This is a genomic window from Vibrio sp. 2-Bac 85, assembly GCF_037546705.1.
In the GTDB taxonomy this organism is placed as follows: Bacteria; Pseudomonadota; Gammaproteobacteria; order Enterobacterales; family Psychromonadaceae; genus Psychromonas.
Genome location: NZ_JALAAB010000022.1, coordinates 43,680 through 66,343, shown reverse-complemented (window position 1 = coordinate 66,343; position 22,664 = coordinate 43,680). Strand labels below are relative to the sequence as shown.

The following is a 22,664-nucleotide window of genomic DNA, read 5'->3' as shown; positions in this document are numbered from 1 at the left end:
AAGCGCCTAATACGAACAATCCCTGTTGACTGATGTCAGCAGGGATTTTTTCGTTTAAGGGCCTTTGGTGGTGATGTCCTGCTGAGCAGGGGATAAATAAAGCGCCACGCAGTGGCCATCCTTCAGTGCGATAGATAGGGGCGAATGATGCGACAGCATCGTTTTATGAGCGGGCTAAGCTCTGCGTGCCCTGGTGATATCGCGAAAGCGATGGGGCATGAGCAATGCCCACCCATCGCCTAATTTAAAATAGCTCCACTGGTTAGTTCCGGTGGTGATGTCCTGCTTGAGCAGGAGATAAATAAAGCGCCACGCAGTGGCTTCCTTCAGTGCGAGAGATAGGGGCGAATGATGTGACAGCATCGTCTTATGATCGGGCTAAGCTCTGCATACCCTGGTGGTATAGCGGTAGCGATAGGTTATGTGCCATGTCAACCCATCGACAAGCTTACATTATATTCATAACAATCCCTGTTGACTGACGTTAGCAGAGATTTTTTCATTTAGGGCTTTGGTGACAATAGCCTATTTGAATATCAAAGTGAGTAGCCTCTGTCGTTGGCAGCTTCTTTTAGTGTAGTAGATAGCGGCGAATGATTTGACTGCTTCCAATTATGATCGGACTAAGCACTGCATACCCTAGCTATCGATACCCGTTATTAATTATTTCAGCCTAGAATAATGGTTCGGGACTTTGCTATGTTTTCCATACAAGTATCTATTTTATAGGTTCATTTTTGGCTATAATTTACTGAATAATTATTGATGAGTAGAAAATATGGCCAAGAAAAAGCCGGTGATTAAGATGCAAACCTATGGTATTCATTCTAAATGGGAAGCCAAATCTAAAGCTTTACCAAAAGTGCTTGAATTTACCACTAATATCCCGGCTCAAATTGATATTGAATTTGGATTTATCATTAATGTAAAAAATGCACGCGGACAAAAAGCTTACTATTGTATCGAACATCCAGGTATATATGATGCTGATGGGAGTGTACGATCTGCATTTACAGGGGAAGTACATGTTACTAATAATGATTGGAGTTTTTATCTGGGTGATACTATTTGGGCTCCCATTGATGATAAATGTGGCCCGTGGCATATGACTATAACGTTAAATGATCAAATCATTGCGGATAAAACGTTTAACGTATCGTCAGTTAAATCAGATTCACCAATTAAGCAGCGTTTTGCATATTTATAATTTTTCTGTTCATAAATACGCAATGTATATCCGTTATCAATTTTATCCATTAAATCATTCCACCTTACGGTTTACTGACTGTTTTAAAATTAAAAGATAACGGGCATATATAGCTATAAAGGTAATGTAAATTATCTATTTGGTTTGATAACGTGCCAAAATATTACCTAGATTTTCCGATGCGCTAGATAATTTAACCACACCTTTTGCTGACTGACTTACTAAGTCTTTAACTGTATTAGATTGTAAACGAATACTGCTCAGTTCTTCAGATATATTATTAGATACTGAACTTTGTTCTTCCGAAGAAACTGATATTTGATAGCTCATGTCATTGATCGTTTGTGAAGATTCTTTAATAGAATTGACATCGCTGCCAATCTCTACAATCAATTCGCGACTTATTTGTGCTTGCTTGACCGTATTTTGAGTCATATTTGAAATGTTATTGGTTTCTAATTGTAAATTTTCAATCATTGATTGAATCTCAAGTGTGGCTGATTGAGTTCTCCCCGCCAACGTTCTAACCTCATCGGCAACAACTGCAAAACCTCTTCCCATTTCTCCAGCTCGGGCTGCTTCAATTGCTGCATTAAGCGCAAGTAAATTAGTTTGCTCTGAGATAGAGTTGATAGTTGTGACTACGTCATTAATTTTTATCGTATTCTCTTGCAGAGTGATGACCGAGTCAGATGTTTGATCGATGTAAGAAGATAATTGTTGGATCTCTTTCACTGCATGCTGTACACGGTTATCACTTTGTTTAATATATTCCGAATTATTTTCAATCTGCAGCGATGCTTTTTTAGAAATGTCGGTGACTTCCTGTGACGATGCTGTCATTTCTTCCATGGCTGTTGCTACTGCATCGAGTGAAACATATTGATGATTTATATGTTCTTCGCTTTGGCGTGTTTCATTCGCAAAAGAAGACGATGCATGATGAAGTGTTTCTGCATTCTCTTTAACGATCTCTACTAATTCAGTTAAAGTGTCCATCGCGTCGTCAAGTCCACAACCAATGGTGCCAAACTCATCTCTACCAGGGTGAAAGCCTAAACGGGAAGTGAGGTCTCCTTTAGAAATATTTTCAGTGGTATTCCACAATACCCATAATGCGCCTCCGAGAAAAGTTGCGGTCCAATAGAGGACAAGAGCAAAGGGTAGTAACCAAAGATATGAGAAGTACAAAGAATTTAAGGCTTGTTGTTTCGCCGCTTTTTCTTGTGATGTCACCGCTTTCGTTAATGAAGCATATTTTTGAGAATTAGTTTGAATAACGGCTGTTAATTTGTCTTCGCTTCGTGCTGATACTTTTTTTGAACTGGATTCAGTAATATTAAATGAGCTCAGTTTATTTAGTTGTTCACTAGACTCTAATGCTAAAACTATACCTGACAACTCACTTTCTAAAGCGAACATTGATTGTTTTTCGATTTGTTGTAGATCATTTTGATATCGACTAAAGGACAGTGCTGTTAACACAATTAAAAACAAACCTAAAATGATCCAAAACTTGTCATTAATTGACATCTTTATGAATAGTTTATCTACATTACGGAATTTAACTTCTTTCATATCTTCTCCATGGAGCACTTTATTTTTTAAATGCAACAGTCATAGCCAATACTAGGCTTTCAGTGTTAATTAATTTTAGGAACTATTTTATGTGTATCATTACTTGTTAACTTATTAATTTTTTTGTTCTTTTTTACTAAAAATTACAGAGATACAAAAAACTATATCGGCACCTGTTGCATTATCTTTAGTAAATATAATTAATAATTTACTCATTAAGAGGTGCTTGTCATAAGTCAACAGTAACTACTTGGTAGAAGCGGTTTTTACAGTTTTTTTTGAATAAAATTTAGTAGATAATTATCTGAATAGAGGAGTTGAGCGTATTTTACTGAAAGCTGTTATGTACTTTTAATATGTGGGACATTGTTAATTATTTTTGAAATATTGACTATTTGAATACTCTCATTGAACTTTATCTCAATAAACCCTTACAAATTTTCGGTATTTGTTAATCCTATTTTTATCAACGATTAATGTTACAATTTACCGTTATTCAATATTTTCAGTCATCGCTCCAATTTCATTATTGCAACGCATGAACTATCAATTACTAAGGCTTATATTGTTATGAATGCAATCGAACTTCAAAATATAACTAAAACCTATAAAGGCGGTGTTGTTGCCCTAAAAGGTGTTTCTCTAGAAGTTGCTGAAGGCGACTTTTATGCTCTGTTAGGGCCAAATGGTGCGGGCAAATCAACAACTATAGGTATCATTTCATCGTTAGTGAATAAAAGCTCAGGCCAGGTACGCGTATTCGGTTACGACATCGATACACAACTTGAAGCTGCCAAAAGCCAAATTGGTTTAGTACCACAGGAATTTAACTTCAATCCATTCGAACCGCCATTACAGATATTAGTTAATCAAGCGGGCTTTTATGGTACGCCGCGAAAAGAAGCATTTATTAGAGCTGAAAAGTATCTAAAACAGCTCGACTTATGGGAAAAACGTAATGAACCTGCAAGGGAGTTATCTGGCGGAATGAAACGACGTCTGATGATTGCGAGAGCATTAATGCATGAACCAAAATTATTGATCCTTGATGAACCGACTGCAGGTGTTGATATCGAATTACGTCGCTCGATGTGGGAGTTTTTAACAAAACTCAATAAACAGGGGGTGACTATTATTTTAACAACTCACTATTTAGAAGAAGCGGAAAGTTTATGTCGTAACATCGGTATTATCAATAAAGGTGAATTAGTGATTAATACTAGTATGAAGGAATTAATTGGCCGTTTAGAGAATGAGACTTTCATTTTAGATGTTAACTCTACGGCACATTTGCCAGAAACCAAAGATTACAAATTAACCATAATTGATGAGCGAACAGTCGAATTAGAGTTAGCTAAAGCCCATTCATTGAACAATATTTTTGAATTATTAACAAAGCAAGGTGTTGAAGTCAAAAGCCTTAGAAACAAATCTAATCGCTTAGAAGAATTATTTTTAGAGTTAGTTAAAAATGGAGTTATCGATGCTAAATAAACAATATGTGATAGCAGTTAAAAGTATTTGGACTAAAGAAGTTAATCGCTTTTTGCGTATATGGGTGCAAACATTAGTCCCACCTGCTATCACCATGTCTCTGTATTTTGTTATTTTTGGTAACCTTATTGGGGCAAGAATTGGTGAAATGAATGGGTTTAGCTATATGGCTTTCATCGTTCCTGGTTTGATCATGATGTCTGTGATCACCAACTCCTATTCAAATGTAGCTTCATCATTCTTTAGCGCTAAATTCCAGCGTAATATTGAAGAACTGCTCGTTGCACCTGTTCCAAACTATCTGATTATTTGGGGGTATGTTGGAGGTGGTGTTGCGCGAGGTTTGATGGTCGGATTTATTGTTACTTTAGTTTCTTTGTTTTTTGTTGATTTACATATCCATAATGTATTGGTCCTGATAGCGAGTGTACTTTGTACTTCTATTCTTTTTTCTATCGGTGGTTTATTGAATGCTATTTTCGCTAAAACCTTTGATGATATCAGTATTATTCCTACTTTTGTGTTAACACCTTTAACGTATCTTGGTGGTGTTTTTTATTCTATTTCACTGCTTCCAGAGTTTTGGCAAGGTGTGTCTCATTTTAATCCGGTTTTTTACATGATCAACGCTTTCCGTTATGGGTTTTTAGGAGTCTCTGATGTACCAGTAATTTGGTCGTTTACTGTGATATTTACATTTATAATTATAGGTTACACGTTAGCAGCCGTGTTACTTAAAAAAGGCGCAGGTATTCGCTCATGAATGAAATTACTGGTGACTCAAGAATTATTACATCTAATCAAGTGGGGTTGCACGAGAAATTAGATGAAGTGGTGCTAAAGCATTTACAACATGACTTTAAAAAACCTTATCAAACGCATACTCTAGAAGCGTTTAAGGAAGTTGAAAAGTGGGTTGAGCAACAAGGTAAGCCGATTATATTCGATTCATGTTGTGGTGTTGGTGAAAGCACTTATCATATTGCAAAAGCACACCCCGAAGCAATTGTGCTAGGAATGGATAAATCTGCAGACCGGTTATCAAAACATGCTGTTGATGGCGAGCCTTTAGTGACAGGCAGCCATGATCATTTAAATGCTAATGGTTCTGAAGATTTAGATAACTATCGTTTGTTACAAGTTAATTTAAATGATTTTTGGCGTCTTGCTGTTGAAGCAAATTGGGCTCTATCACACCATTATTTGCTATATCCTAATCCGTGGCCTAAATCTAAACATTTGCAACGTCGTTGGCACGGTAGTGCTGTTTTCCCATCGATAATTAAATTAGGTGGTCAACTTGATTTACGCAGCAATTGGTTTACTTATGTTGAAGAGTTTCAACGGGCATTACAATTAGCTAACGTTGAGAGTAAGACTGAAATTTATAGCGCAGAACAAGCGATTACACCCTTTGAACGTAAATATTGGGCAAGCGGTCAGCAGTCTTTACGTTTAACCTGTGATTTATAATCTGTGTTTATAAATAGGGGAGGCCTATAAACTTCAACTATTTTTTAATCACATGAAATATAAAGTGTGTTTTAGCGGTCTATCTTTTTATACAGTCGAAGTGAAAACTGAGAGAGGAAAAAAGATGCTAATAAAACACACTAAAAAATCGCAATTAAAAGAGTCACAATTAACTAGCAAGTCAGTCTATAAAGAGCGCCGTAATATCATCAAAGGTCTAGGCCTTGCTGCTTTAACTATCCCTTTTATTAAACCTGCTAGTGCCAGTGTTTTCGATATTTTTTCTAGTGGTAACGATCAGGATAAAAATGCATTATTCCAACGCTCTGCTTTATCATTTACTAAAAATACTAACTACCAATCGCTCACACCATTGACGCCTGAAGATAAAGTTATTCAATATAATAACTTTTATGAATTTGGCACAGGAAAGGGGGATCCCGCTCAATATAGTCAGCAATTTAAAGTTGATCCTTGGTCATTAACTATTGATGGCCTAGTGGATAATCCACAAACATTAAACTACGAAGACCTACTTAAAAAGTTCGATATCGAAGAACGTTTATATCGCATGCGTTGCGTTGAAGCTTGGTCGATGAATATTCCTTGGTTAGGTTTCACTTTGGCAACGTTATTAAAGCAAGCGGGTGTTAAGTCCGATGCTAAGTATGTTCGCTTTGAAACTGTCTTTGACCCAGACCAAATGCGTGGGCAAGCTTCTCGGTTCGTCGGGGGCAGTATTAACTTTCCATATGTGGAAGGTTTAACCATTGAAGAAGCGATGAACCCGCTTGCATTGCTCTCTGTTGGTCTCTATGGCAAAACATTAGCACCGCAAAATGGAGCGCCTATTCGATTGGTTGTGCCCTGGAAGTATGGCTTTAAGAGTATTAAGTCGATTGTGAAAATCACCCTTACAGATAAAGCTCCCGTTAATACATGGCAAGCGCTTGGTCCTGATGAGTATGGTTTCTTTGCGAATGTTAATCCGCGTGCTGATCATCCTCGCTGGAGCCAGGCAAGTGAGCGCTTTATTGGTGAAGGTAATGTATTCCAACAAAGCCGCCAAAATACACTGATGTTTAATGGTTACGAAGAAGAAGTAGGTCATTTGTATAAAGGCATGGATCTACTACGTAATTTCTAAACCTAATCTCATTAACCTTAACCTTATAACAGAGCGCGTTAAGCATGAATAAAATACCACCTTTGGCGATAACATTAATAAAAGCGATTATTCATATCGCTTCGCTATCGGTGTTATTGTATTTTTACCTGTTAATTGATAGTAATCAGTTAGGTGCAGACCCTGTTAAAGAGATGATTCATTTTTTGGGTAAAACAGGTTTAAATTACTTGTTGATCACACTTGCTATAACTCCTATTAGTAAACGCTTTAAACAGCCACTATTAGCACGTTTAAAGCGTGTTTTAGGCTTATATTCATTTGCTTGGATATGCTTACACTTGATTGCATTTTTATGGTTAGAATTAAACTGGGAAGTATTCTTATTATTCGATGAAGTAATTAAACGACCTTATTTAACATTAGGTATGTTGGCCTGGTTTATTTTAATGTTACTCAGTATTACTTCATTAACTGCCATTAGAAAGAAAATGAAACAAACTTGGTTTACGTTACACCGCTGGGTATACGTTGCTGTTTTATTGGGCACAGTGCATTATTATTGGTCAGTAAAGTCTGGCTTAATCGAACCGAGTATTTATTTTGTTATTTGTTTTATTCTGCTCAGAGAGCGTAACGCTTACTTTAGAGTAAAATTTAAAATGCTAATGACGGCTATTAAAAAGGCACCTAAGCCTTCAAATTAATAACTTATCAGGTATAGGTATAAAGCGAGGATTCAGCCCGAACATACACAAAAAAGCCGCTAATAATAAATATTAGCGGCTTTTTTCAATCTGCTGGAGCGTTTAGGTATTAACTACGCTACTTGGATTGGAACATCTTTGCTGGTGCGTACAATGTTATTGTCTTTATCTAAATATACTAGGCTAGGTTTATGGCCTTTAATCTCTTCAGCTTCGAAACTCGCATAAGTACAGATAATGACACGGTCTCCGACTGCAGCTTGTCGTGCAGCAGCACCATTAACAGAAATTATTTTTGAACCACGTTCACCAACGATTGCATAGGTAGAAAAGCGAGCGCCATTATCGATGTTGTAAATCTCAATCTGTTCGTATTCTAAAATACCCGATTGCTCAAGAAGGTCTTGATCGATTGCACATGAACCTTCGTAGTTTAATTCAGCATGGGTAACGCGCGCTTGGTGCAATTTGCCTGTTAGCAGTGTCTTTTTCATACAAAACCTTTGAGTCTAAAAATTTAAAATGTTTGTTTTTTCAACAGGGGCGACTATAAAGTAAAAACTTTATTGGTGCAAATTAACAACTAAGTTATCAATTAAGCGAGTCTCTCCTAAGAAAGCGGCCATTAACACCACAGCTTGTTTACTGTCTGAGTTTAAAGGTGCCAATGTAAGTGGGTCAACCACATGAATTTTATCAGTTTTAAAGCCTACTTTGTTTAAAGTTTGGCTTGCATCTTCAATTAATTGCTTACTGGTTTCAGGATTAACTTGAACTTTTTGTCCAAGGTCATTCATCACTTCTGCAACTTTTGGTGCAATTATTTTTTGATCGGCTGATAACTTATTATTGCGCGAACTCATTGCTAAGCCCGAAGATTCTCTAACGGTAGCAACTGCAATAATTTCAATGGGCATGGCTAAATCAACCACCATTTGTTTTATCACACACAGTTGTTGAAAATCTTTTTCTCCAAAGCAGGCAAAATCGGGTTGTACTAAATTAAATAGTTTAGCAACGATGGTGCTTACACCCCGAAAATGTCCTGGACGTAATTCACCTTCTAAACAATCTGAAATACCTGGTACTTCTACAACCGTTTGAGAATGTAGCCCATTTGGATAAATGACCTGTGCAGAAGGGATAAATACAATATCAACCCCTGCTTGTTCAAGCTTGGCACAATCTGCATCTAATGTTTTTGGGTAATTCGCAAGGTCATCTGCGTTATTAAACTGCATTGGGTTAACAAAAATACTAACAGCAGTAACTTCGGCATGTTGTTGAGCTTCTTTAACAAGCGTTAAGTGCCCTTGATGTAAGTTCCCCATGGTTGGTACAAAGCTAACTTGTGCACCTTGCTGTTTAATTTTTTTTATTTCATTACGTAGTAAAGTCGGATCTTTAATTATTTGCATGGTTAACTCTTAACAAAAAAAGTTGTTATTAATAACGGTTGTTGGCGTTAATAAAAGCTATGTTCAGCGCCAGGGAAAATTTTATTTTCTACTTGTTCTTTATAAAGCACAACAGCACGACGAATATCGCCGGTCTCTACTAAAAAGTTTTTAGAAAACTTAGGGCAAAACCCAGCTGAGATACCAAATGCATCGTGCATTACTAATATTTGACCGTCTGTTTCTGTTCCTGCGCCAATACCGATAACAGGTATATGTAACGCTTTAGTGACTCGCTCAGCTAAAGCAACAGGTACACATTCAAGTACTAAAAGTTGAATGCCTGCTGTTTGCAATGCGAGGGCATCTTCAAGTAATTTATCAGCCTGAGCATCAGCTCTGCCTTGGACCTTATAACCACCGAAAACATTAACAGATTGTGGTGTTAACCCTAAATGACCACAAACTGGAATACCGCGCTCGATCAAGCCTTTTACAGATGCTGTTAACCAAGCGCCACCTTCAAGCTTGACCATATTTGCACCTGCGCGCATTAACGTCGCTGCATTGATGTAAGTTTGCTCTGGTGTTGCGTAAGACATAAACGGTAAGTCAGCAATAATTAAAGATTTCTTGGTGATGCTGGCAACGGCTGCTGTGTGATATGCAATATGCTCTACAGTCACTGGTAAGGTAGAGTCATGCCCTTGTAATACCATGCCTAAAGAGTCACCTACTAATAAAACTTGAATACCTGCTTGATCAAAAATAGCTGCAAAACTCGCATCATATGCGGTGATACAAGTAATTTTTTCTTGCTCTTGTTTCATTTTAGCTAAACGCGAAACGTTTACTTTAGCCATTATTGCTCCTAACTAGCAGTGGGGTAATTGTTGCATGATTTTACTGAGGTGATGAATTAATTCAACCTGTAATAGCGGTCAAACCATTTTTATCGCAATGTTTAAGTATCTCGATCAAAGAAGTGCCATTGGGCATTTGCAATGTTGGTGCTATTTCAAAGAGTGGGTAAAGCACAAACTCACGCTCTTTCATCCCATAATGAGGTACGGTTAAGCGCTCATTTTCTATCTCTTGATCTGCATACAAAAGAATATCTAAATCTAAGGTACGTGGCCCCCAACGCAAAGCTTTACGTTCGCGTCCTTGTTCCTGTTCAATGACCTGTAGTGCATCCAGTAGTTCAAGCGCAGATAGTGTTGTCTCTAGTTTAGCGACAGCATTGATATAATCAGGTTGATCCTGTGGCCCCATAGGCGCACTTCTATATAAAGATGAACACATCAGTAGTTTGGTATCTTTTATATTAGAAAGTGCTGTGATGGCTTGTTTTGCTTGTTCAATTGGCTGTGCTTGGTTACTGCCAATACCAATATAACTAATCATTGCTTTTACTCGGTGCGGGTTTACGCTTGGCTTTGCTATAGCGACGCTTTTTAGCAGGTTGATTTGCTTCTGGTTTGTATTCTTTTGCTTTATTGACATTTTGACGAGCATATTGGTGCTCAGGTAATTTGTTGTGCAATTGATATTCTTCCCACCATGCCGTTAGTTCGGCTAGTTCGCGACTTTGTTCAACACGTGCTCTTAATGCTAAAAAATCAAAGGCAGCTCGGAACTTCTCATGCGCATAAACACGCTGTGCGCGTTTACCTCCAAAGCGGGGTAGACGATGCTGTAAAACCCAGATATCACGAATAGCCGCGGTGAAGCGCTTAGGAATAGCAATAGTTTTGACTTGAATGGTTAACACTTCATTCATCGCTAGCATAAATGCATCGTGTAATTCGATACCACTTTCAAAGCTCATCTCTAATGCTCGTTGCTCAAGCGGGTACCATAACATCACTGCATAGATATAAGCAGGGGTCACTCGCTTACCTTCAGAGATACGCTTATCAGTATCCATTAAAGCTTGTTCAATCATTTTAGTGGCTTTGTCATCTTCGCCATCTTTAAATAAAATCGGGAATAGTACCGCTAATAATTTATATTCTTTTAATAATCGATAAGTTGCTAAACCTTGACCTGATAATAGTAATTTTATTACTTCATCAAAATGGCGTGCCGCAGGAATATCTTGTAATAAAGAAGCTAAACGGCGAATTGGCTCAGCACATTCTTCACTGATAGATAAATCTAATTTTGCTGCAAATCGGATCGCGCGCAACATACGCACAGGATCTTCACGGTAACGAACCTCTGGTTCACCAATTAAGGTTAAACGACGTTTTGCTAAATCGTTCATACCACCGCAGAAGTCATATAAAGAGAAATCAGCGATATCGTAATACAGTGCGTTAACAGTAAAGTCACGACGTTCAGCATCTTCTTCTAAAGAGCCGTAAACATTATCGCGTAACAACATACCTTCTTGCGATTGTTTGACCTTTTGTTTGTCTTGCTCTGCTTCATCGTGATGGCCTCGAAAAGTGGCAACTTCAATGATTTCACGACCAAATAAAATGTGTGCAAGACGGAAACGGCGACCAATTAAGCGGCAATTCCTAAATAAAGCTTTAACTTCTTCAGGGGTAGCATTTGTCGTAATATCAAAATCTTTAGGCTTCAAGCCTAATAATAAGTCACGCACACCACCGCCAACCAATAAAGCGCGGTAACCTGCATTATGTAAACGATACAAAACCTTCAATGCATTTTCGTCAATATCCGAACGAGAAATTGAATGTTCTTCGCGTGGGATCTTATATTGATCAAGCGATACTGCGGCTTGTGGCGTTTTTTTCTTTTGAAATACTTTTTTTACAAGTTTGCTTAAGCGTTTAATAGCTCTATCCTTTGCATCTACTTAGATGGAATTAGTCTGAAAATAATGCGCTCATTTTATGTGCGCAAGTTATTAAAAACAAATTAAATTTGCTTCTGTGTATTTCGCTTTATTAAAGTAGACATTTTATGTACTACTACAGTGCTTTAATAAAGTCCTTTATTAATGCGTGACAGGCAGTTGAATTTCTAGCTGTTTAGGCACATTGTTTAAACACCAATGCTGCTGTGCCCACAGTAAAATTTCTGCACAGTTCGATTGTGCTATGTTCTTCGGCACTGGGTGACCTAAAAAAGCCAACACTTTTAGCAAGGTTGGCACTGGATTTTTTTTATCCACCGCTGTCGCATGATTTTGTTTCGAAAGTTTAAACCCTGGCGCCGTCACCGCTAAAGGTAAATGAACATAACTGGGCACTTTAGCATCAAGTAGTTGGTAAAGACTTATTTGTTTACCGGTTGTGCTTATTAAGTCTGCACCTCTTACCACTTCCGTAACACCTTGCTCAATATCATCTATCACCACGGCAAGATTATAAGCATATAAGCCATCTTTACGTTTAATAATAAAATCATCGTCCACTTGAGTGGCATCCAGTTCAATCAAGCCTTGTAACTTATCTTTAAAATGGGTGGTTTTGTAACGGATAGATGACAAGTTAATGCGCAATGCATTCGCAACGGGTGAGTGCTGTTTATCTCGACACTGACCTTGATAAAAACCGCCTTGTTGCTTGATCATTTTACGTGTGCAACTGCATGCATAGCAGAGATTTTGTTTAGTTAATGCGTCTAATATGGCTTCATAGGCTTGGCTTCTTTGATGTTGATAGATTACATTACCATCCCATAATAAACCATAAGCTTGGAGTGTTTGTAATATATCTTCACTGGCACCGGCAATTTCTCGAGGCGGGTCGATATCTTCAATACGAACTTGCCATACTCCATGCTGAGATTTAGCTTGCAAATAACTACCAACCGCAGCCACTAAAGAACCAAAATGTAATGGTCCCGAAGGTGAAGGAGCAAATCGTCCAATATATTGCTTGTTCTCTTTTAATAACAAATTATTTTCTCTAAAAACAAAAACGGCTAGCAAATGCTAACCGTTTTTTAATTCGTTTAATCACAAGGATTAACCAATACTTTGTTTTTCTTTTATCTCTGCCAGTGTTTTACAGTCGATACATAAATCTGCTGTAGGACGAGCTTCTAAACGGCGAATACCAATTTCAACACCACAAGATTCACAAAATCCGAAATCATCAGCTTCGATTTTTTTCAGTGTTTTTGCAATTTTAGTGATTAATTGACGTTCACGATCGCGTGCACGCAATTCCAAGCTGAACTCTTCTTCTTGTGTTGCGCGGTCAACAGGATCTGGGAAATTTGATGCTTCATCTTTCATATGATCAACAGTGCGGTCGACTTCTTCGCGAAGCTGAGTAGTCCATGCTTTAAGAATACTGGTGAAATGATCACGCTGAGGTTTACCCATGTATTCCTCACCAGCTTTTTCTTGGTATGGCTCTACTCCAGCAATGGCTAAAATACCGAGTGTTTTTTTGCTTTTAATAGCGGGCATAAATTTTCCTTCTTCCGATGCAGTGTAAATACGCTTTAGACGCATCAAAACGGTGATAAATATAAGTAGTAGGTCGAACAAACTTTGCTAACATAGAGACATCAGTTTTTTTCGGCGGCTATCTATAGCAATAATTGTTACCCGAGTCAAATGATCAGTTACTAATTGTGACGCTATGATCTTTTTTTTATCATATTTGATTATTCTCTGTGCTGTTTTGTCTTTTGCATGTAGTTATATTTTTAAAGGATTTTATCTTCGATGCTACCTATTCAAGCGGTTCTCGCTGAACTTAAACAACAACTTAATTTGTGCCCTCAAGTGATCCTTCAAGCACCACCTGGTGCGGGTAAATCTACTTGTCTCCCCTTAGTTTTGTTAAAAGAACGGTGGTTTGGCGGCAAAATTATTATGTTAGAGCCGCGTCGTTTAGCCGCGCGAAATATTGCTCACTATCTTGCTAAACAATTAGGTCAACCAATCGGCCAGCAAGTAGGATATCGATTACGTGGTGAATCTAAGGTAAGTGCTGAGACACAACTTGAAATAGTTACTGAAGGTATTTTGATTCGATTATTACAGCAAGATCCCGAGCTAACAGGAATTGATTTAGTTATTTTTGATGAATTTCATGAGCGAAATCTTCAAGCTGATTTAGGTTTGGCTTTATGTTTAGATGCCCAGGCAAGTTTGCGCGAAGATTTAACCTTGTTGGTGATGTCTGCAACTTTGGATAATCAGGCATTACAACAACATTTACCCGCCGCGGCTTACGTCAGTTGTGAAGGTCGGGGTTACCCTCTCGAATATGTTTATCAACCTGTTATGGGGCAGGAAGGGGGCGTTGCTCAGCAACAAGCATTAGTCGCATTAATTAAAATGGCTTATCAGCAACAAACTGGCAATATATTGGTATTCGTTGCAGGAGTGAAAGAAATTCTTCGCTGTTGCCGGGATTTACAACATTGGATTGATGCTCTACAGCTACCCATTTTATTAGCCCCCTTATACGGTAAATTAAGTTTAGATGATCAGCAATTAGCGATTCAATCTCCTCCTAATAAAATGCGTAAGATAGTGGTCGCTACTAATATTGCAGAAACCAGTTTAACTATCGATGGCATTACTGTGGTGGTTGACTCCGGTGTTGAGCGAAGTTTTCATTTTCAAGCTCAAACGGGGATTGGCAAGTTGAAAAGCCAGACCATCAGCGAGGCAAGCGCCACGCAACGCGCAGGTCGAGCCGGGCGTTTAAGTGCAGGTACTTGTTATCGACTTTGGGCTAAAGAAAAGCGTTTAAGGGCACAGAATGAAGCGCCTATTTTACAAAGTGAATTAACGACTTTAATGCTTGAAGTAAGTGCTTGGGGAGTTACTCATCCTAAACAATTGCCTTTTTTAACTCAGCCAAACGAGAATAATATTCAGGTGGCACAACAGTTATTGCAAAGTATTAACGCAATAGATTCTCGTGGCCGTTGTACTGCCCATGGTGAGCAGATCATTGAACTTGCCTTAACACCTCGATTAGGACATATGCTGATCACCGCTAAAACCTTAGAGTGCACCTTAAAGCAATCTGGAGTGGTAGCATTAGGCTGTTTAATCGCCGCATTTTTAGAAGCAAATGAAAAAGGGAACGATGATATTGAAGCACAGTTAAATTCCGTTTCTTATCCAGTGAAAAAACAATATCAAATATTGCTTAAAAAATGCTCTCAGAAAATGCCTAGCAGTTTACCAATGCAATATTGTGGGCTGCTATTAGCGATTGCTTTCCCTGATCGTATTGCAATGAGTCGTAGTAACGGGCAATCTCTTGACTATTTATTGAGTAATGGAGCGGGAGCATGTTTGGTTAATCATTCTGCACTATTAAATGAAAAGATGCTGGTGGTTGCAGACCTTGCGCTGTCGGAGCAAAAAACTAATAGCCTTATCTTTAAAGCCTGTAGTATCAATTTAGAGACCATAAAAGCTTACCTTCCACATTACTTAAAGTCTGTTGATTACTTATGTTGGTCATTAAAAGAAAATAAACTGATTGCTGAGCAACGTTTGATGTTGGGTAAAATTACAATCAGCCGTTTACCGCTTGCTAAGGTCTCGAAGCAACAAAAGTTAAGTGCATTATTAAATGGTTTAAGACAAGCTGGACTGTCTATTTTACATTGGAGTGACGCGAACAAAGCCTTATTAACCCGTTTACGTTATGCCTCTGAACAGTATAAGTTAGCGGGTGAAAAAGAGGCCGTTGACTTCAGTGAGGTGGCATTAATTGAACAATTAGAATTATGGCTCGCCCCTTTTTGTACAGGGATTACGCAACCAGAGCAATTTAAAAAAATTGATTTAAAAGCTGCATTATTATCTCGTTTAACTTGGTCACAGCAACAAAAATTAGAGGCACAGTTTCCACAAACGATCACCGTGCCTACGGGCTCGGTGATAAAATTACAATATCGAGAGCAACAAAATCCATTATTGTCGGTTAAAATGCAGGAATTATATGGTCAGGCACAAACTCCGTGTATCTTTGATGGGCGTATCGATATTCAATTAGCCTTGTTATCACCGGCGATGAAACCATTACAAGTTACTCAAAATTTGCATTCATTTTGGTCTGGCGCTTACAAAGAAGTACAAAAAGAGATGAAAGGGCGCTATCCGAAACATTTTTGGCCCGACGACCCAGCGAATGCATTAGCAACACGGAAAACTAAAAAACATTTATCTAGATAATGTTATGGTGCGCGATGATCGTGCTTTACATGGCTAATACATACCTAAAATTTATTAAAAAATGAGTTAACTAAATCTGTTATGGCAAAAACACCTAAAAATGAAAGCGCTAAGAGCAAACCGAAAGAAACGACAAAAGGTAAACTCAAACAAGGCGCTAAAAAAGAAAATGGGGAAAAAAGTACCGCTAAAAAACCCAAAACAACTCGTAAACCTACAGCAAGAAAAAATACTAAAAAAAGTACCAATAAATCGCTGACACCTTCCTTTAAACAGCGTTTCTTTAAAGGCTTATGGTCAATTATCTGGAAAGCGAGTCTTGCTTTTATTGCGTTTATTATTATTTGTGGCATCTATTTTGATAAAAAAATAGAGCGCCGTTTAGATGGATCTACGTGGACTCTGCCTGCCGCATTATATGCAAGGCCTCTTACATTACAGGTCGCATCGCCATTAACCCAACACGCCTTGGTTGGGGAGCTCAGGTTATTGAATTATCGTCCTGTGATAAATGTACAAAGCGCAGGACAGTTTGCAACCAGTGGTAATAAAGTCACTATATATCGTCGTGCGTTTGATTTCTCCGACCGGTCTGAGCCTGCACAATTAGTGACGGTGAGTTTTAATGGGCAAGGGGTGAGTGATCTTAGCAGTAGACAGCAAAGGCATTTGCAACAATTTCGTTTAGACCCTTTATTATTAGACAGGCTGAATAGCAAGCAAATTCAAGACCGGGTCTTTGTGCCTTTTGAAAAAATACCAGATCTCTTTATTAATACATTGCTATTAATGGAAGATCGTGATTTTTATCATCATCAAGGTGTGTCACCTTTTGCTATTTTGCGCGCGTTTATTGTTAATTTTAAAGCGGGGAGAACGGTACAAGGAGGTAGTACATTAACGCAGCAATTAGCAAAAAATTTGTTTTTATCTCAAGAGCGTAGCTTATGGCGTAAGTTTCAAGAAGCGTATATGGCGGTGTTAATTGATCATAAATACAGTAAAGACAAAATATTAGAAGCTTACTTAAATGAAGTGTATTTAGCTCAAAATGGTGCGACGGGTATTTATGGTATTGAGTTAGCTAGCGATTTTTATTTTGCACGTCCGGTTGATGAGTTGCGCGTTGAGCAAATTGCATTATTGGTGGCAATTATCAAAGGTCCTTCCTATTACAACCCAAGAAGGAATCCTGAACGAGCACTGGCACGTCGAGATTTAGTGTTACGTTTAATGCTCGAGCATAACTATATTAATACCGCACAATATCGTATAGCGGCTAAGGGAAACCTTAATTTAAGTAATGCCAAGGCGTTAAATAACCGTGCTAATCCAGCTTTTGTGAGTTTGTTAAACCGAGAGTTACAAAGTGATGTACCGGCAAGTGTACGTAAAAAAAGTGGCTTATCGATCTTTACGTCAATTTCTCCTTTAGCGCAAAAAAATGCTGAAATGGCGATACAGAATGGGGTACCAAAAGTACAAAAAGAGGGGCAGCGTGACTTACAAGGTGCAATGGTTATTACTGACCGCGAATATGCCGAAGTGCGTGCGATTGTTTCCGGTAAGAATGTTAAGTTTAGTGGTTTTAATCGAGCCTTAGACGCAAGTCGGCCAATTGGTTCTTTGGTTAAACCTGCGGTTTATTTAACTGCACTAGATCAAGGGTATGCATTAACCGATACATTAAATGATAAAGCGATTATTCTCAAAAATAGCACCGGTCAGCGCTGGCGTCCTAAAAATTACGATCGAAAATTCCGTGGAGAGGTGACCGTTGAATATGCATTAGTGCACTCATTGAATGTCCCGACCGTAAACCTTGGGATGCAAGTAGGTTTAGGCAATGTTATTGATAGTTTGCATAAAATGGGGGTTAATGAAAAAATACCTGCTTATCCATCTTTAGTGCTAGGCAGTGTGTCATTATCTCCTTTTCAAGTCGCGCAAATGTATCAACCAATTAGCATGAAAGGAGTGTATAAACCGTTAACAATGATTCGCTCCATTGTATCGAGTCAAGGCGAGGTGGTTTATCAACGTAGCCAACATGCGCAGCAAATATTTTCATCACAATCGGTGTCACAATTATCTAATGCGTTACATAAAGTGACTACAGAAGGGACTGCTCGTAGTCTACGTTGGCGCAACCCTGGGCAAGACTTTGCTGGTAAAACGGGGACCACCAATAATCTTAACGATAGCTGGTTTGTCGGGTTTGATAAAGATGAAGTGGTCACCACATGGGTTGGGAAAGATAATAATAAAAGTGCAGAGTTAACAGGCAGTAGCGGGGCATTAGTCTTGTTCTCTGACTATATGAAAGCAAAAGTAGGGAACTAAAGTGCAACAATTAACACCAATAACTAATGTAGAGCAGCTACGGGATGCATTTTCTCATAATAAAAGTTGGGATGCACAATACCGGCTCATTATTCAATTAGGTAAAAAGTTAGATAGCTTTCCTGAACAGTTAAAATTAGAACTGCATCAAGTAAAAGGTTGTGAGAGTTTAGCGTGGTTAGTGATCACCGAAGAAAACGGTGTTTATGATTTTAAAATGGACAGTGACACTCGTGTGGTCAAAGGGTTAATGAAAATTATTTGGTTAATTTTTCAAGGAAAAACAAAACAGCAAATAGAGGATATTGATTATCAGGAGCTGTTTGCTCAATTAGGGTTGTTAAATCATTTGAGTCCATCTCGTGCCAATGGTTTATTTGCCATTATAAATACTATTAAAGGAGTCAATACCATTGACTAAGTTTCAACTTAAGATTGTTTTTTCTAGCTTATTTTTACTCACTCACTCTGTTTTTGCGACAACAAATGAGGCGTCTGCACAACAACAAGTAAGTGTCGCTGCTAATGTATCTACAGATGCTGAAATAAATAGTGGAGTAGCCGCTAATAGTGAACATCGTTATGTTTATGATGTTTATTATAAAAGTATATCGATTGGTGATATGACTCAAGAGTACCGTTGGAAAGGAAAAAATGTTGAGGTTAACTCAGTTGCTGATTTTTCTTTTTTATATTTTTCATTTGGTGGTAGTCAACAATCAGACATCGTCTGGGATGAGACAAAAGATTTATTTTTAAGTCGTTCATTTTTTAGAGAAAGTGTTGGGTTTAGTACGGTCAAAATGAGCGCTAAATTTGACCCAACAGGCCATCATTCAGAGGTCGTTAATAATGGTGAAAGTGCTGAATACTCAAACCAAGAAGGACCCATTGTTGACTTTAATACCGTGACCTTACAAATAGGGGAAGGTTTAAAAAAAGGACAAACAGATTTCGAGTTTTATATGCAAACATCTGACGATATTGCGCATTATTACTTTCAGTTAAAAGGGACTGAAGTCATCAAAACTAAGTTCGGTGAAATGGAAGTATATCGAGTACAACAAACCAGAAAGAAAGATCGTACGTTTATTGCTTGGTTTGCTCCTCATTTTGATTATCAAATGGTTAAATTTGAATATCAAAGAAAAGTGTTAGATATCCATGGCGAGCTGGTTGAACATGACACTGATTTTTAATTTGATACCGGCACCGTGATAAAAATCATAAAAATGATGGCAGTGAAATAGGATGAAAGTGAAAAAGAATAAAATCAGTAAAGGCGCGTTACATCCTCGTAATAAGCATATCGGTCGGTATGATTTTACGGCTTTGGTTAAGTCATGCCCTGAACTAGCGGCTTGTTTGATACAAAACCCTAAAGGTGACTTAAGTATCAACTTTAGTGATGCACAATCGGTCTTATTATTGAATAAAGCATTATTAGCGCATTTTTATCAAATAGGTTTTTGGCAAATCCCCGCTGGTTATTTATGCCCACCTATTCCAGGACGAGTGGATTATATACATTACATTGCTGATTTATTAAGTGAGGATCTTGTAGGAGGAGTTCCTACTGGTAGTCATATTAAAGGATTAGATATAGGCTGTGGTGCAAACTGTATTTATCCTATTCTAGGTAGTCGTAGCTACGATTGGTCTTTTGTTGGCGTTGATATTGATAAGTTGGCAGTGAAAACAGCGACATTATTAGTTAATGCGAACAAAAATATCAGCAAAAAAATTACTATTCGTGAACAAAAAAATACACAACAAATCTTATTGGGTATGGTGAAAAAGTCGGATAAATTTGCTTTTTCGATGTGTAATCCTCCTTTTCATGCCTCAATGGAGGCAGCAACTGCAGGTAGTTTATTAAAACAAAAAAATCTTGGTAAGCATGCACTATCTAATGCGAATAAAAAAATTAACAATGATACTGACTTAAATTTTTCTGGGCAATCGCATGAGTTAAGTTGTGCTGGTGGTGAAATTGCTTTTGTGAAGCAGATGATCGCTGAAAGTGCGCAGATTAAAGAGCAAGTTGGTTGGTTCACTTGTTTACTTTCTAAAAGTGAAAATGTGAACCCTTTGAAAAAAGCTCTAGAAAAGCACAGTCCTCAACAAGTGAAAGTGATTGAGATGTCACAGGGGCATAAAATAAGCCGCTTTCTTGCATGGACTTATTTAGACCAACAACAAAGGCAGCAAATTTTCTAATTGATTTATTTAACTCTTTGAATGGTAGCTAAATAAACCATCTGTTAATTAAGCTAAGTCTTTTAATGACTCGGACATAGTAAATATTAAAAGGAAACTCAATGCTAGCTGTGATTCTAGAATTTGATGTTATTGATGGTATGGAAGAGCAATTTAAAGCGTCATGGGCTGAAACAACGAAGTTGATTTATCAGCACTTTGGTAGTTTAGGTTCAATATTACACCATTCAGAGAATGGAAAATTTATCGCCTATGCGCAATGGCCAAGTTTAGATGTGTATGAAAATGATCATTATTGGCCTATCGATAAGAATCAAGCCAGAGATAGAATGAGAGCCACTCTGAAAATAGGAAAACCAACCGTACTTCATAAATTAATATTGGACACTGACTTATTAAAAACGACAACTTATACTGCAGTTAATAGCAATTGATAAGCATTTTTTAAATTAAATAAGCTGATTTCAGTGCAGGGTCTAGTAAGCTCATCGATAACATTGTTTGTTTATTGTTGAGCTTTCAATGGGCGTTACATTTTATTATCTAGCCATTTAAATAGGCAATTTTCCTACCCATTTAAATAAGTAATTTAACGGTATCTCAATATTACTTCGCTATTATTTTTCTTTTCCTTAGCTATCAAGATGCATTAATAAATGAAGATTTAAAATAGCTTAAAACATTCAGATCCAACTTTTTCGTTTATTTTATCTTACTTTTCTTTATTAATTTAGGGGGTGATCTTTACCTATTATCCTCTTCAATTACCCCTTGTAAATATATAAAATAAAAATAAAATTTATATTTTAATTTGTGAATGTATTGGTTTTTATTTGCAGAGGAGAAGACTACAATTTAGAGGTGATAAAGAACTGAAATATAGCGAGGTTTTAGCACATGAATAAAAGTGTAAAACAGTTAATAGGTGGCTCTGTATTAATACTGGTCATTATATCAGGTTGGTGGCTGTGGCAATCATTTAAAGCGCCACAATTAGCCTCTGATTTTGCGGTGAGTAATGGACGAATTGAAGCCGTTCAGGTTGATATATCCACTAAAATCGCAGGCCGTGTTAAAACGGTACTGGTTAAAGAAGGGGATCTTGTTCAAGCAGATCAAACACTGGCACAGATTGATACTGCTCAATTATATGCTCAGAAACTTCGTGCAGAAGCCGATGTTGCCAGTGCTAAAAGCCTTGTTGCTTCTGCGCAAGCATCGATCTCAATGAACAAGGCTCAACAACTTCTTGCAAAACAAGAGCTTGCTCGTGTTAAAGCGTTGATTGATAAAGGTCATACCAGCAAAGAAAATTATGACCTTCGAGTCAGTAATGTGTCAGTGGCTAAAGCAAACCTAGATGCAGCTCAAGCGATGCTTATTTCACGACAACGCAATGTCGATGCTGCCAATGCAAATGTCACTGAAATTCAAACTCAACTTGATGATGCAACACTGATTTCACCAACGATTGGTCGAGTGTTATATCGTCTTTCAGAACCCGGTGAAGTGTTAGGCAGTGGTGGTAAAGTGCTGACGCTGATCAATCTCGCTGATGTTTATATGGAGGTTTTTTTACCCACCGCGCAGGCTCATCGTATTGCCATCGGTGCTGAAGCTAGAATTAAGCTAGATGTGCTTGATGTTGCTATTCCTGCAACCGTGAGTTTTGTTTCACCGGAGGCGCAATTTACGCCAAAACAGGTTGAAACACAAAGTGAACGAGAAAAGCTAATGTTTCGTGTCAAAGTGCGAGTCCCTGAACAATTGGTTTTGAATTATATTGAGCGAGTGAAAACGGGTATTCGTGGTGTTGCTTATATTCGATTGACACCATTGCCTGGCGAAGCGCCATCTGTATGGCCTGAGTTTCTTCAGAAATTACCCTCAAATGTCGATCAGAAATCTACAGAAAATGTTGATTAACAACTACTGTAAATGTTGCTTTGACAACAAGAGTAAATGTCAATTAGTTATAAAT

21 protein-coding genes are annotated in these 22,664 nt (G+C 37.9%); 13 read left to right on the top strand and 8 right to left on the bottom strand.

Annotation, left to right across the window (positions count from 1 at the left end; all coding sequences use genetic code 11):
- The first annotated feature begins 778 nt into the window (after positions 1–778).
- A complete protein-coding gene (locus MT390_RS18125; protein WP_499442563.1) occupies positions 779–1,207 on the top strand; it encodes a DUF3859 domain-containing protein in 429 nt (142 codons plus the stop codon).
- A gap of 135 nt (positions 1,208–1,342) precedes the next feature.
- Here MT390_RS18125 and MT390_RS18120 read toward each other — a convergent pair whose 3' ends face one another.
- Positions 1,343–2,785: a methyl-accepting chemotaxis protein gene (locus MT390_RS18120; RefSeq protein WP_499442562.1), complete on the bottom strand. Its 1,443-nt coding sequence runs from the start codon at positions 2,783–2,785 to the stop codon at positions 1,343–1,345.
- A gap of 570 nt (positions 2,786–3,355) precedes the next feature.
- Here MT390_RS18120 and MT390_RS18115 point away from each other — a divergent pair.
- From MT390_RS18115 to msrQ, 5 genes are all read left to right on the top strand, one after another.
- A complete protein-coding gene (locus MT390_RS18115; RefSeq protein WP_166370767.1) occupies positions 3,356–4,279 on the top strand; it encodes an ABC transporter ATP-binding protein in 924 nt (307 codons plus the stop codon).
- Positions 4,269–5,042: an ABC transporter permease gene (locus MT390_RS18110; protein WP_028868509.1), complete on the top strand. Its 774-nt coding sequence runs from the start codon at positions 4,269–4,271 to the stop codon at positions 5,040–5,042. The genes MT390_RS18115 and MT390_RS18110 overlap by 11 nt, the downstream gene beginning before the upstream one ends.
- Positions 5,039–5,752, top strand: a complete 714-nt coding sequence (gene trmB, locus MT390_RS18105) for a tRNA (guanine(46)-N(7))-methyltransferase TrmB (RefSeq protein ID WP_166370765.1) — start codon at positions 5,039–5,041, stop codon at positions 5,750–5,752. The genes MT390_RS18110 and trmB overlap by 4 nt, the downstream gene beginning before the upstream one ends.
- A gap of 124 nt (positions 5,753–5,876) precedes the next feature.
- Positions 5,877–6,899, top strand: coding sequence for a protein-methionine-sulfoxide reductase catalytic subunit MsrP (gene msrP / locus MT390_RS18100; RefSeq protein ID WP_499442559.1), 1,023 nt, complete (start codon positions 5,877–5,879; stop codon positions 6,897–6,899).
- A gap of 44 nt (positions 6,900–6,943) precedes the next feature.
- Positions 6,944–7,585, top strand: a complete 642-nt coding sequence (gene msrQ / locus MT390_RS18095; protein WP_499442557.1) for a protein-methionine-sulfoxide reductase heme-binding subunit MsrQ — start codon at positions 6,944–6,946, stop codon at positions 7,583–7,585.
- 113 nt (positions 7,586–7,698) lie between these two features.
- On the opposite strand, the gene panD is transcribed toward msrQ, so the two are convergent.
- The 7 genes from panD to dksA form a co-directional block, all read right to left on the bottom strand.
- The gene (panD, locus tag MT390_RS18090) at positions 7,699–8,079 is read right to left on the bottom strand and encodes an aspartate 1-decarboxylase (RefSeq protein ID WP_028868503.1); all 381 of its coding nucleotides are present in this window, start codon (positions 8,077–8,079) and stop codon (positions 7,699–7,701) included.
- A gap of 69 nt (positions 8,080–8,148) precedes the next feature.
- Positions 8,149–9,003, bottom strand: coding sequence for a pantoate--beta-alanine ligase (gene panC, locus MT390_RS18085; protein ID WP_499442555.1), 855 nt, complete (start codon positions 9,001–9,003; stop codon positions 8,149–8,151).
- Between the two features lie 47 nt (positions 9,004–9,050).
- Positions 9,051–9,845 (bottom strand): 3-methyl-2-oxobutanoate hydroxymethyltransferase, encoded by a 795-nt coding sequence (panB, locus tag MT390_RS18080; RefSeq protein WP_166370755.1) that lies wholly within the window; start codon positions 9,843–9,845, stop codon positions 9,051–9,053.
- A gap of 61 nt (positions 9,846–9,906) precedes the next feature.
- On the bottom strand, positions 9,907–10,389 hold the full coding sequence (gene folK, locus MT390_RS18075; RefSeq protein ID WP_166370753.1) for a 2-amino-4-hydroxy-6-hydroxymethyldihydropteridine diphosphokinase: 483 nt from the start codon (positions 10,387–10,389) through the stop codon (positions 9,907–9,909).
- On the bottom strand, positions 10,382–11,707 hold the full coding sequence (gene pcnB, locus MT390_RS18070; protein WP_346774330.1) for a polynucleotide adenylyltransferase PcnB: 1,326 nt from the start codon (positions 11,705–11,707) through the stop codon (positions 10,382–10,384). Before pcnB ends, folK begins: the two co-directional genes overlap by 8 nt.
- A 246-nt stretch (positions 11,708–11,953) precedes the next feature.
- A complete protein-coding gene (gene gluQRS / locus MT390_RS18065; protein ID WP_499442552.1) occupies positions 11,954–12,859 on the bottom strand; it encodes a tRNA glutamyl-Q(34) synthetase GluQRS in 906 nt (301 codons plus the stop codon).
- A 69-nt stretch (positions 12,860–12,928) separates the two neighbouring features.
- On the bottom strand, positions 12,929–13,378 hold the full coding sequence (gene dksA, locus MT390_RS18060; RefSeq protein ID WP_166370749.1) for an RNA polymerase-binding protein DksA: 450 nt from the start codon (positions 13,376–13,378) through the stop codon (positions 12,929–12,931).
- Between the two features lie 261 nt (positions 13,379–13,639).
- Here dksA and hrpB point away from each other — a divergent pair, with 261 nt between their 5' ends.
- From hrpB to MT390_RS18025, 7 genes are all read left to right on the top strand, one after another.
- The gene (hrpB, locus tag MT390_RS18055; protein ID WP_499442550.1) at positions 13,640–16,120 is read left to right on the top strand and encodes an ATP-dependent helicase HrpB; all 2,481 of its coding nucleotides are present in this window, start codon (positions 13,640–13,642) and stop codon (positions 16,118–16,120) included.
- A gap of 81 nt (positions 16,121–16,201) precedes the next feature.
- Complete coding sequence (mrcB, locus tag MT390_RS18050) at positions 16,202–18,463, top strand: penicillin-binding protein 1B (protein ID WP_499442549.1); 2,262 nt, start codon at positions 16,202–16,204, stop codon at positions 18,461–18,463.
- Position 18,464: 1 nt separating this feature from the next.
- Positions 18,465–18,884 (top strand): SufE family protein, encoded by a 420-nt coding sequence (locus MT390_RS18045; protein ID WP_499442547.1) that lies wholly within the window; start codon positions 18,465–18,467, stop codon positions 18,882–18,884.
- A complete protein-coding gene (locus MT390_RS18040; protein ID WP_499442545.1) occupies positions 18,877–19,662 on the top strand; it encodes a DUF3108 domain-containing protein in 786 nt (261 codons plus the stop codon). The genes MT390_RS18045 and MT390_RS18040 overlap by 8 nt, the downstream gene beginning before the upstream one ends.
- 52 nt (positions 19,663–19,714) lie before the next feature.
- Entirely contained in the window at positions 19,715–20,683 is a 969-nt protein-coding gene (gene rlmF, locus MT390_RS18035; RefSeq protein WP_499442543.1) for a 23S rRNA (adenine(1618)-N(6))-methyltransferase RlmF, read from the top strand.
- Positions 20,684–20,784: 101 nt separating this feature from the next.
- Positions 20,785–21,117 (top strand): antibiotic biosynthesis monooxygenase family protein, encoded by a 333-nt coding sequence (locus MT390_RS18030; protein ID WP_166370737.1) that lies wholly within the window; start codon positions 20,785–20,787, stop codon positions 21,115–21,117.
- Positions 21,118–21,580: 463 nt separating this feature from the next.
- Positions 21,581–22,609 carry an HlyD family secretion protein gene (locus MT390_RS18025; RefSeq protein WP_499442541.1) on the top strand — a complete coding sequence of 343 codons (1,029 nt, stop codon included), beginning with the start codon at positions 21,581–21,583 and terminating at the stop codon, positions 22,607–22,609.
- The last annotated feature ends 55 nt before the right edge of the window (positions 22,610–22,664 follow it).

Coding starts and splice junctions, on each gene's coding strand:
- MT390_RS18125 (WP_499442563.1), top strand. CDS start 779: ATGGCCAAGAAAAAGCCGGTGATTAAGATGCAAACCTATGGTATTCAT.
- MT390_RS18120 (WP_499442562.1), bottom strand. CDS start 2,785: ATGAAAGAAGTTAAATTCCGTAATGTAGATAAACTATTCATAAAGATG.
- MT390_RS18115 (WP_166370767.1), top strand. CDS start 3,356: ATGAATGCAATCGAACTTCAAAATATAACTAAAACCTATAAAGGCGGT.
- MT390_RS18110 (WP_028868509.1), top strand. CDS start 4,269: ATGCTAAATAAACAATATGTGATAGCAGTTAAAAGTATTTGGACTAAA.
- trmB (WP_166370765.1), top strand. CDS start 5,039: ATGAATGAAATTACTGGTGACTCAAGAATTATTACATCTAATCAAGTG.
- msrP (WP_499442559.1), top strand. CDS start 5,877: ATGCTAATAAAACACACTAAAAAATCGCAATTAAAAGAGTCACAATTA.
- msrQ (WP_499442557.1), top strand. CDS start 6,944: ATGAATAAAATACCACCTTTGGCGATAACATTAATAAAAGCGATTATT.
- panD (WP_028868503.1), bottom strand. CDS start 8,079: ATGAAAAAGACACTGCTAACAGGCAAATTGCACCAAGCGCGCGTTACC.
- panC (WP_499442555.1), bottom strand. CDS start 9,003: ATGCAAATAATTAAAGATCCGACTTTACTACGTAATGAAATAAAAAAA.
- panB (WP_166370755.1), bottom strand. CDS start 9,845: ATGGCTAAAGTAAACGTTTCGCGTTTAGCTAAAATGAAACAAGAGCAA.
- folK (WP_166370753.1), bottom strand. CDS start 10,389: ATGATTAGTTATATTGGTATTGGCAGTAACCAAGCACAGCCAATTGAA.
- dksA (WP_166370749.1), bottom strand. CDS start 13,378: ATGCCCGCTATTAAAAGCAAAAAAACACTCGGTATTTTAGCCATTGCT.
- hrpB (WP_499442550.1), top strand. CDS start 13,640: ATGCTACCTATTCAAGCGGTTCTCGCTGAACTTAAACAACAACTTAAT.
- mrcB (WP_499442549.1), top strand. CDS start 16,202: ATGGCAAAAACACCTAAAAATGAAAGCGCTAAGAGCAAACCGAAAGAA.
- rlmF (WP_499442543.1), top strand. CDS start 19,715: ATGAAAGTGAAAAAGAATAAAATCAGTAAAGGCGCGTTACATCCTCGT.
- MT390_RS18030 (WP_166370737.1), top strand. CDS start 20,785: ATGCTAGCTGTGATTCTAGAATTTGATGTTATTGATGGTATGGAAGAG.
- MT390_RS18025 (WP_499442541.1), top strand. CDS start 21,581: ATGAATAAAAGTGTAAAACAGTTAATAGGTGGCTCTGTATTAATACTG.